The sequence below is a fragment of the Adonisia turfae CCMR0081 genome, from assembly GCF_011009555.1.
In the GTDB taxonomy this organism is placed as follows: Bacteria; Cyanobacteriota; Cyanobacteriia; order Phormidesmidales; family Phormidesmidaceae; genus Leptothoe; species Leptothoe turfae.
The window spans coordinates 4,035,748-4,044,954 of sequence record NZ_QXHD01000004.1; the positions used below are offsets into that span (position 1 = coordinate 4,035,748).

Sequence of the window (9,207 nt, forward strand, 5' to 3'; positions counted from 1 at the left end):
AACAAAAAAGCAGTGATTGGTGGTATCGCTGGCTTGTTTTATATGTTGGCTTTGCTGAAGTCCGGGGATGCCAAGCATCTAAAACAAGCGATTGCCATTAGCACCCCACTGATGCAAAACTCTGGCTATTTGAGTAATGCTTACGGCTTGCTGCATGAGATGACAGTGCTCCAACAAGGCAATCTCGCTGCTCGTCAGAGACTATTCGAGCTCATCGAATGTTATGGGGATGATGCAGAAGATAGCTTTGGCCGATTTTTTAGCAAGCTCTGCCTTTACTGGCTAGATTTGGATGAAGCTAGGGCAGAATCGCCCCGTCCCCTCGGGATATTTGCCGAAGAGGCAAACGATGCAGGATTCTATTGGTTTGCCACCGAAGCGGCTGAGATTCTCAGTCGTTTAATTCCGGATAGTGACTATCGAGCATGGGCTGACCAGCGAGTGGGTGTTTCAATTGTTGATACCCTAGAACCCCAAAGCACCTGGGAAATCAGCTTAAAGGCATTGACCAAAGTGGCCGGTGTCAGTAGTAATGATGCCAAAACAGAACGGCGTTTGGCCTGGTTTTTGACCCTGTATACTAAGCACTGGTTGCTACAGCCTCGAGAACAAAAACTCAGCGCCAAGGGAACGTGGACTAAGGGCCGCGTTGTTGCCCTCAGTCGCCTGGCCAAGAATGCCTCAGAATTTGATTACCTAACAGCTCAGGATCTCAAGGCTTGCAACCATATCAAATATGACTACTATTCTGGTTCTCAATACGCCCTCAATCGAGACGCCATCAAGGCTTTAGTGGGTCACCCCCTCGTATTTTGGGAAGATTCTCCAACGGTGCGTGTGGAGATTGTTGCCGCAACACCAGAGTTGGTGATTGAACAGGCTGGTGATGGCACCCTCATACTTAAGATGGAGCCTGCCATTAGTCCAGGAGATGGCATTACCTTGTTGAAGGAAACCCCCACTCGGGTCAAGGTTTTGGAGGTTACCTCCGAACACCAGCAGATTGCCGAGATTTTGGGTAAGCGTAATCAATTGACGGTGCCTGCTGCTGGGCATGAGCAGGTGCTGGCTGCCATTCAATCGGTGTCGAGCTTGGTAACGGTGCACTCCGACATCGACGGTGATATGGATGATGTGGAAGCAATTGAGGCAGACGCCAAACCCCATGTGCACCTGATGCCAGCCGGTGATGGTCTGAAGTTATCAATGTTGACGCGACCTTTCCCCAATTCTGGGGCTTACTATCCGCCGGGAACTGGTCGCAAGACAGTGATTGCCGAAATTGATGGCAAACGCTCCCAGGCAACTCGCGATTTAGCCATGGAAAAACGCCTGGCCCAGGATATTCAGCAGGCTTGTCCAGCGCTACAACTGGGGGAAGAAGCTGAAGGAGAATGGATTTTAGACGAGCCCGAAACCTGCCTGGAGCTGTTGTTGCAGCTTGAGGCCGTGGAAGAAGATATTGTTTTGGAGTGGCCTGAAGGAGAGAAACTAAAGATTCGCAATAAAGCCGGTATCGATGGCTGGCGGTTGCACATTAAGCAGGAACAGGATTGGTTCTCAGTCAGTGGCGAGCTAGAGCTAGATGATGGCAGTGTCATGGATATGCAGGCTTTACTATCCTTATTAGATCAAACCTCTAGTCGATTTATACCCATCGGGGATGGTCAGTTTTTGGCCTTGACTCAAGCCTTTCGTAAACGGCTGGATGAATTTCGAGCCTATTCAGAACGTCACGGTAAAGGGGCTCGCTTTCACCCATTAGCGGCCCTGGCTTTAGAAGAAACTCTCGATGAAGTGGGACAGTTAAAGGCGGATAAAACCTGGAAATCCCACATTAAAAGACTAAAAGAATCTAAAACTATCGCTCCAGAAGTTCCCTCCACACTGCAGGCTGAGCTAAGAGACTATCAGCAGGAGGGGTTTCAATGGTTGGCCCAGCTTGCCCACTGGCGGGTGGGTGCTTGCCTGGCTGATGATATGGGCTTGGGTAAAACTCTCCAAGCACTGGCGGTGATTTTGATGCGGGCTCCTGGGGGACCCACACTCGTTGTTGCTCCCACCAGTGTGGGGGCTAACTGGATTAGTGAAGCGCAGCGGTTTGCGCCCACACTCAATGTATTCCAGTTGGGTAGTGGTGATCGTCAAGCTGTGGTTGATCAGCTGAGTGGGTTTGATTTACTGGTGTGCAGCTACGGTCTGCTACAGCAACCGGAGGTGGCGGCACTGCTGGCGGAAATTGAATGGCAAACCATTGTGCTAGATGAGGCTCAGGCCATTAAAAACAGTGCTACGAAGCGTTCCCAGGCGGCGATGAAGCTCAAAGCTGGGTTTAAGGTGGTGACCACTGGTACCCCCATTGAAAACCACCTGGGAGAACTGTGGAATCTGTTTCGATTTATCAACCCCGGCTTGTTAGGCTCGTCAGAGAAATTCAATGAACGATTTGCGATTCCCATTGAACGTCATCAAGACAAGCAGGCGCGTTTATGGCTTAAGAAACTAATTCAACCTTTTATGCTGCGGCGTACTAAGGCGCAGGTGTTGGATGAACTGCCCTCTCGTACTGAGATTACTCTTCATGTAAAACTGAGCGGTGAGGAGAAAGCACTGTATGAGGCGCTGAGGCGGGATGCGATCGCAAAGCTTACGACAACTGATGCAAAAGCTGGAGCTAAACACCTACAGGTCCTGGCTGAGATTACTCGATTACGACGTATATGCTGCAATCCCAAGCTAGTGATGCCAGAGATGCCTCCCACCAGCGCCAAGCTACAGCTGTTTGGCGAAGTGTTAGAAGAATTGCTCAGTAACCGTCACAAAGCCTTGGTGTTTAGCCAGTTTGTCGATCACCTAACAATTTTACGAGAGTATCTAGATAAACGAAATATTACCTATCAGTATCTGGATGGCAGCACGCCAGTCAAACAGCGTAAACAGCGAGTCGATGCGTTTCAATCCGGTAAGGGTAATGTGTTCTTAATCAGCCTAAAAGCGGGTGGCACTGGCCTTAACCTGACAGCGGCTGACTATGTGATCCATATGGATCCATGGTGGAACCCAGCCGTGGAAGATCAAGCTTCGGACCGAGCCCACCGTATTGGCCAAACTCGCCCAGTGACCATTTATCGTCTGGTCACTGAAGGCACTATTGAGGAAAAAATTGTTGAACTACACAATAAAAAACGAGATCTAGCTGACAGCCTTTTAGAAGGCGCTGACATGAGTGGTAAGCTCTCTACTGATGCGTTATTGCAACTCATGAGCGAAGAAGCATAAGATAGCCCGTTTATGGAGCCCTGAGGCTAAGGCAGAGCTCGCTAATATCCACTTAACAAAATATGAGGTTCTAGGTATCGGTCTATAAGCTAAAGCACCCAACACTTAATATCCAGGTAAAACGGGTATTTCATTTAGCGACAGTTCCCTACCCTCAAGAGGTTACTGTTGATTAGTCAGGCTCCTCCTATATCCTCCTTAAAATGATGTATCTTGAGTAAGGTATGCGAACTTTTAGGGCCTTTAATGCAGAAGAAAATTGCATCGCGATTTTAACCCTAGGTCGGGTGGTGTAGGTTGAGGCTTTGTGTCAGCGAAATCAATCATGCTTTAGCTGTGACTTCAAAATTAGCGTGACTTTACAGTGAGTGAATCGATTCCAACAATAAGAGTCTCCTTTGCTGGTATGTGATTTAGAACATCCACTGTACGCTCACTTATTGATTTGGATATTTTTGCTTGCATATCTGATTGAGATAGCTGATGAGTATAGATCCTGATAATAGTGAGCTTGCCATCCCATCAACTGAGGGATTTAGTAATCGGATCGAATTTGATCAAACTCCTCTAATTGTGGAGCCCCAGGTTCCCTTAAGTCAGGTTTTATCATGGATGTCCCAAGGGGAAGATGGTCAGGCTGATGAGGCCGAGAGCCAGAGTCAAGATGCTGTTAGCGATAGGCCTCGCCCATCCAGTTACTGCCTTGTCATGTCTGGCGAGCAGCTACTCGGTATTTTCACTGAGCGTGATGTTGTTAAAATCATTGCCCAGGATATAGATTTGAGTGCTTTCACCATTGCTGAAGTGATGAGTCGTGGGCTGATTACAATTTCGCCTGGAGAATTGGAGCGACCATTTAATGTAGTTGCTCTTTTGAGGCGACATAATATTCGCCATTTACCTGTGTTAGATGACCAGCATCATCTTGTGGGAGTTGTTACGCATACCAACTTACGTCAAGCATTAAAGGCCGCTGATCTATTGCGTTTAAGGCGGGTTCATGAAGCGATGTCTACCCATGTGGTAACGGCTCTTGCCGACGAGCGACTACTAGGTGTGATTAGACTTATGGCTACCCATCAGGTTAGCTGTGTTGTCATTGTTGACGTCAATGATGGGAAAGGTGCTCAAGTGCCAATTGGCATTGTGACCGAGCGTGACATTGTTAAGCTACAGGCTCAAAACATAGATTTATCTGCTCTGGTGGTCGAGGCTGTAATGAGCAAACCTTTGCAATGTGTTGCTCCTGAGGATAGTCTTTGGACTGTTCAGAAACAGATGCAAACCATGGGTGTACGTCGATTAGTCGTTGCTGATCAGGGTGCCTTGAGTGGGCTTGTCACCCAAACCAGCATCCTGTCAATGCTCGATCCATCAGAGATGTATTGTACTATTCAAGTTCTGAGGGAAGAGCTCAATCGATTGCAAGATCAGCGTTTAGATCTATTACAGGCCAAAGCATCTCAATTAGAGCAGCAAGTAAAAGTTAGTGAATCTCGATTTCGGGCAATTTTTGACCACACATTTCAGTTTATTGGTTTGCTAGAACCTGATGGAACTCTGATCGAAGCCAATCAGGCCGCACTGGATTTTGTTGGGCTAAGTCAAGAAGATGTCATCAATTTACCGTTTTGGCAGACACCTTGGTGGAGGTTATCGGCTGCTATTCAGGCCCAACTGCGTAAGAATATTGAGCGATCTGCTCAAGGTGAATTCATTCGATATGAGGTGGATGTCATCGGGGGGAATAATCAAGTTATTACAATTGATTTTTCACTGAGTCCGGTCAAAAATGACGCAGGTGAGGTGATTTTAATTATTCCAGAAGGACGAGATATTAGCGATCGCAAACGTATAGAAATTGAATTAGAGGAAAGTCAGAATCACTATGCTAGTCTGACGGCTGCCGCTCCTGTCGGGATCTTTCGTGCTGATCGATGGGGCGATTGCGTCTATGTAAATGAACGCTGGTGTAAGATTGCTGGCCTCTCGTTAGAAGACGCATTAGGCACAGGATGGGCTGAGGCAATTCATTGCGATGATCGTATGCGAGTATCGCAACAATGGCATCACGCTACCCAAACGAGTCAAACTTTTCAGGCTGAGTATCGCTTGCAAACCCCTGCTGGCAGTGTAACTTGGGTCTTTGGTCAGGCTGTTCCTCAGTACGACAATGACGGTGATTACATGGGCTACGTTGGTACTATTACTGATATTACTGAGCATAAACAATTAGAAGCAGCACTAGAGGCCGAAAAAGAAATGGCTCAAGTGACTTTGGACTCTATTGGTGATGCCGTAATTACTACCGATGCTGCTGGTAATGTGCGTCATCTCAATCCAATAGCTGAGACGATGACAGGATGGACTACCCAAACCGCCCGTGGACGCCCTTTAACCCAAGTCTTTCAAATCATCAATGAAACGACTCGAGAACCTGCCATTAATCCCGTAGAACAGGTGCTCTTAGTTGGTCTTATCACTGGGTTAGCGAATCACACTATTTTGATCCGACGGGATGGCCAGGAATTTAGCATTGAAGACTCAGCCGCACCAATTCGCAACAAAAGCGGTCAATTAATTGGGGTTGTCATGGTTTTTCATGATGTGACCCAGTCTCGTTCCATGGCACGCCAGCTCAGTTGGCAGGCAACCCACGACACATTAACAGAATTGTTTAACCGTCGCTACTTTGAGGCCGAACTCGAAGACATCGTGACAACAGCTGTGCAACAAAATCAGTCCCATGTGCTCTGTTATTTAGATCTAGATCAGTTTAAGGTGGTCAACGATACCAGCGGTCATTTAGCTGGAGATGAGTTGTTGCGCCAATTAGCTCGATTGCTCAAGCGACACATCCGAGCTGTCGATATCATAGCCCGTCTAGGCGGTGATGAGTTTGGCATTCTATTGGCTCAGTGTCCCCTTGATCGAGCCGTCAACATTGCAGAAGATTTACGTCAGGCAATAGCCGACTATCCATTTATCTGGCAAGAGAAGATTTTTCGTGTGGGTGTCAGTATTGGTTTAGTTGTTATAGACTCCAATAGTACTGATGCCATAGCTGTTATGAGTGCTGCCGATGCGGCCTGCTATGCAGCTAAATATCGGGGTCGTAATCGTATTCAGATTTATCAAAAAGATAATGCTGAACTTAATCAACAACGCCAAGAAAGACACTGGAGTGTTGTTATTCGTCAGGCCCTTGAAAATGATCGTTTCTGTCTCTATCGTCAACAAATTGCCCAAACGATAAACCCTCAGGGGACACCGATTGCTTTTTATGAAGTCCTGGTGCGGATGATCAGAGACTCTGGGGAAAATATCTCTCCAGGGGAGTTTATTCCAGCTGCTGAACGCTATGGCTTAATGCCAATGTTAGACCGTTGGATTATACGAAACTGTTTAGCCAATCTAGAACAGGTACTGCAAGACGGTATTGAAAACGTCCTCTACAGTATTAATTTATCCGGTATGAGCCTGAATGATGAGCACTTTCTTGAGTATGTGAGTGCTCAGTTTGAGAGATTTAATGTTCCGCCTGAATGTATTTGTTTTGAGATTACAGAAACAGCAGCGATTGCTGACTTTGAGTGTGCAATTTCATTTATTCGAGCGTTAAATCGTTTAGGATGCCGCTTTGCCTTAGATGATTTTGGTAGCGGCATGTCTTCCTTTGCTTATCTCAAAGCACTACCAGTTGATTTTCTCAAAATCGATGGTGACTTTATTCAAGGTGTTATTACTGACTCTACAACGGAGGCCATCATCGAATCTATTCATCGCATCGGCCATGTTATGGGTTTACAGACCATTGCCGAATCGGTGGAAAACGAGGCCATTCTAACTAAAATGCAAACAATTGGTGTTGATTATGTCCAAGGCTATGGCATTAGCTACCCATCTTTTTGGTGCTAAGGCGCTTGTGCTTAAATAATTACTCCATTACCCCATCACTCATCCACCCATCTACAAATCTGATTTCCCGCCAGTCAATTTGATACCCAGGCGGTTATAGTCAACTGCTGACTGCATATCCCCAAAGGAAAGGCTGCGCCCAGCTATATTTAATCGGTAGTGTTTAGCTGTGCCAACCCTGAAAGCTCCACATCTCAGTGTTTACAAAGACATGCCCATGTGGGGTTTTTAATCACTTACAATCAAATCTCATTGCGGACAGCTGATGAACTGATATAGTTTCTTACCGAATGGGCAAACTTTCCCGGAAAACTACATAGACACCTGTTAGACGCTAACCTTGTGTTTCCTGTAGCCGCACTTTTAGACACGCTATCTCCTACCCGCGACCCCTTAGGGATATGAAATCACTTCTTCGCCAACTCACCACACTGTCAGCTGTTGCTGCTACTACTGCTTGTAGTGCAGTGCTCACTTTGCCCTCTAACGCATTGGCAGCTCAATTTGGTCAGCAGCCTATTTCAGACGAGCGTGTCGTCGCTGTCGCCGAACCCATAAGCAATGGTCGGTTTTATAAATTGTTGATTATTGAGCAATTGAGCTCTGTCAGACGTTGTTGGCAAGAGGAAGGCAGCAATCCGACGACAATTAATCCCCTGTTGCTAAACTTTGATTTCTCAGGGATTTGTGGACGTAGTTCTGACAGCAATGGATATTCTGTACGTATTGGCGGAGAAGATTTAGGGTCTCGCTATCGTCTGCAAGTGGAGAAGCAAGGGGATAGTTTGGTGCTGGTCGCCTCCCCGAGTCCGTTACAACGAGGGTTGCCACGGCTAGAGTTGGGGCGCTCTAATGGGAGTGCGAATGATTTTGTCAAAATTGAGTTAGATCCAGGGTGGACGATGACCCGACGGGTCTATAACGGCCAGCTTCTCGGTCACACTTACATCACCAATAATCAATCCTTAGATGCTGTGATTGCAGCGGTAGGGGCTGAGCCCCCTGCTCCTCGGCCCTCCACGCCTGCGCCTAGACCGCTGCCGACGCCCCCCGTTAATCGACCATTACCCCGACCCGGTACGCCTGCCCCCGGCAATGGGTCTAATGTTGATTACCAGGTGATTGTGCCAGGCGGTTCTGCGATTTTGCGATCGCGTGTAAATTCCGTTGAGCCTGGTGCGTTTCGCACTACGGTGGATGGCCGAGCGGTGATTCAGGCTGGCCGTTTTCGTGAGCGGGCGCGGGCTAATGAGTTACGTCAACGGTTGGTGCAAGCCGGTCTGTCAGCACAAATTGTAGAAGCCGGTCGCTCAGATGGTCCCAGCACGCCTGCGCCCACCACCCCTGCTGGCAATGTGGTTTACCAGGTAATTGTGCCGGGGGGCTCTACAGTTTTGCGAACGCGCGTAAACTCCATTGAGCCTGGTGCGTTTCGCACTACGGTAAATGGTCAGACGGTGATTCAGGCCGGTCGTTTTCGTGAACAACGCCGGGCAAATCAGCTACTGCAGCGTCTGCAAGATTCAGGGTTGGATGCTCGCATTGTGCAAACAACGGGAACTGTGGCAACTCCTCCTAGCCGACCCTCTCCAGGACCCGCCACGCCATCTGCAGGGCGCGGAGAAGTACTGATCATGATCGATCCCGGTCATGGTGGTCGTGATCCTGGTGCCGTCGGTCGAAATGGTCTATTAGAAAAAGAAATTAATACCTTTATTGCGCGTCGTCTTCAACGTACCTTAGAACAGCGAGGCTATCGTGCTGCGTTAACCCGTACCCAAGATGTAGAACTCGACCTGCAGCCACGGGTGGATATTGCTGAGCGGGCCAATGCAACGATATTTGTCAGCATTCACGCCAACGCCATTAGTCTCAGTCGTCCCGAGGTGAATGGTCTAGAGACTTACTATTATTCGTCAGGTCGTAACCTGGCGCGGGCAATCCACAGCAGTGTTCTACGCAGTACCGATCTTCGCGATCGCGGTGTCCGCCAGGCCCGCTTCTATGTGT

3 protein-coding genes are annotated in these 9,207 nt (G+C 48.0%); all 3 read left to right on the forward strand.

What is annotated here, in order from left to right; genetic code table 11:
• Window positions 1-3,279, forward strand: a 3,279-nt coding sequence (locus DXZ20_RS21450) for a DEAD/DEAH box helicase (RefSeq protein ID WP_163703576.1), incomplete at its 5' end; no start/stop codon positions are given.
• 483 nt (window positions 3,280-3,762) lie between these two features.
• Complete coding sequence (locus tag DXZ20_RS21455) at window positions 3,763-7,197, forward strand: EAL domain-containing protein (protein WP_163700563.1); 3,435 nt, start codon at window positions 3,763-3,765, stop codon at window positions 7,195-7,197.
• Window positions 7,198-7,598: 401 nt separating this feature from the next.
• Window positions 7,599-9,207: DUF3747 domain-containing protein (locus tag DXZ20_RS21460; protein WP_163703577.1), on the forward strand; the 1,609-nt coding region annotated here is incomplete at its 3' end.

Coding starts and splice junctions, on each gene's coding strand:
- DXZ20_RS21455 (WP_163700563.1), top strand. CDS start 3,763: ATGAGTATAGATCCTGATAATAGTGAGCTTGCCATCCCATCAACTGAG.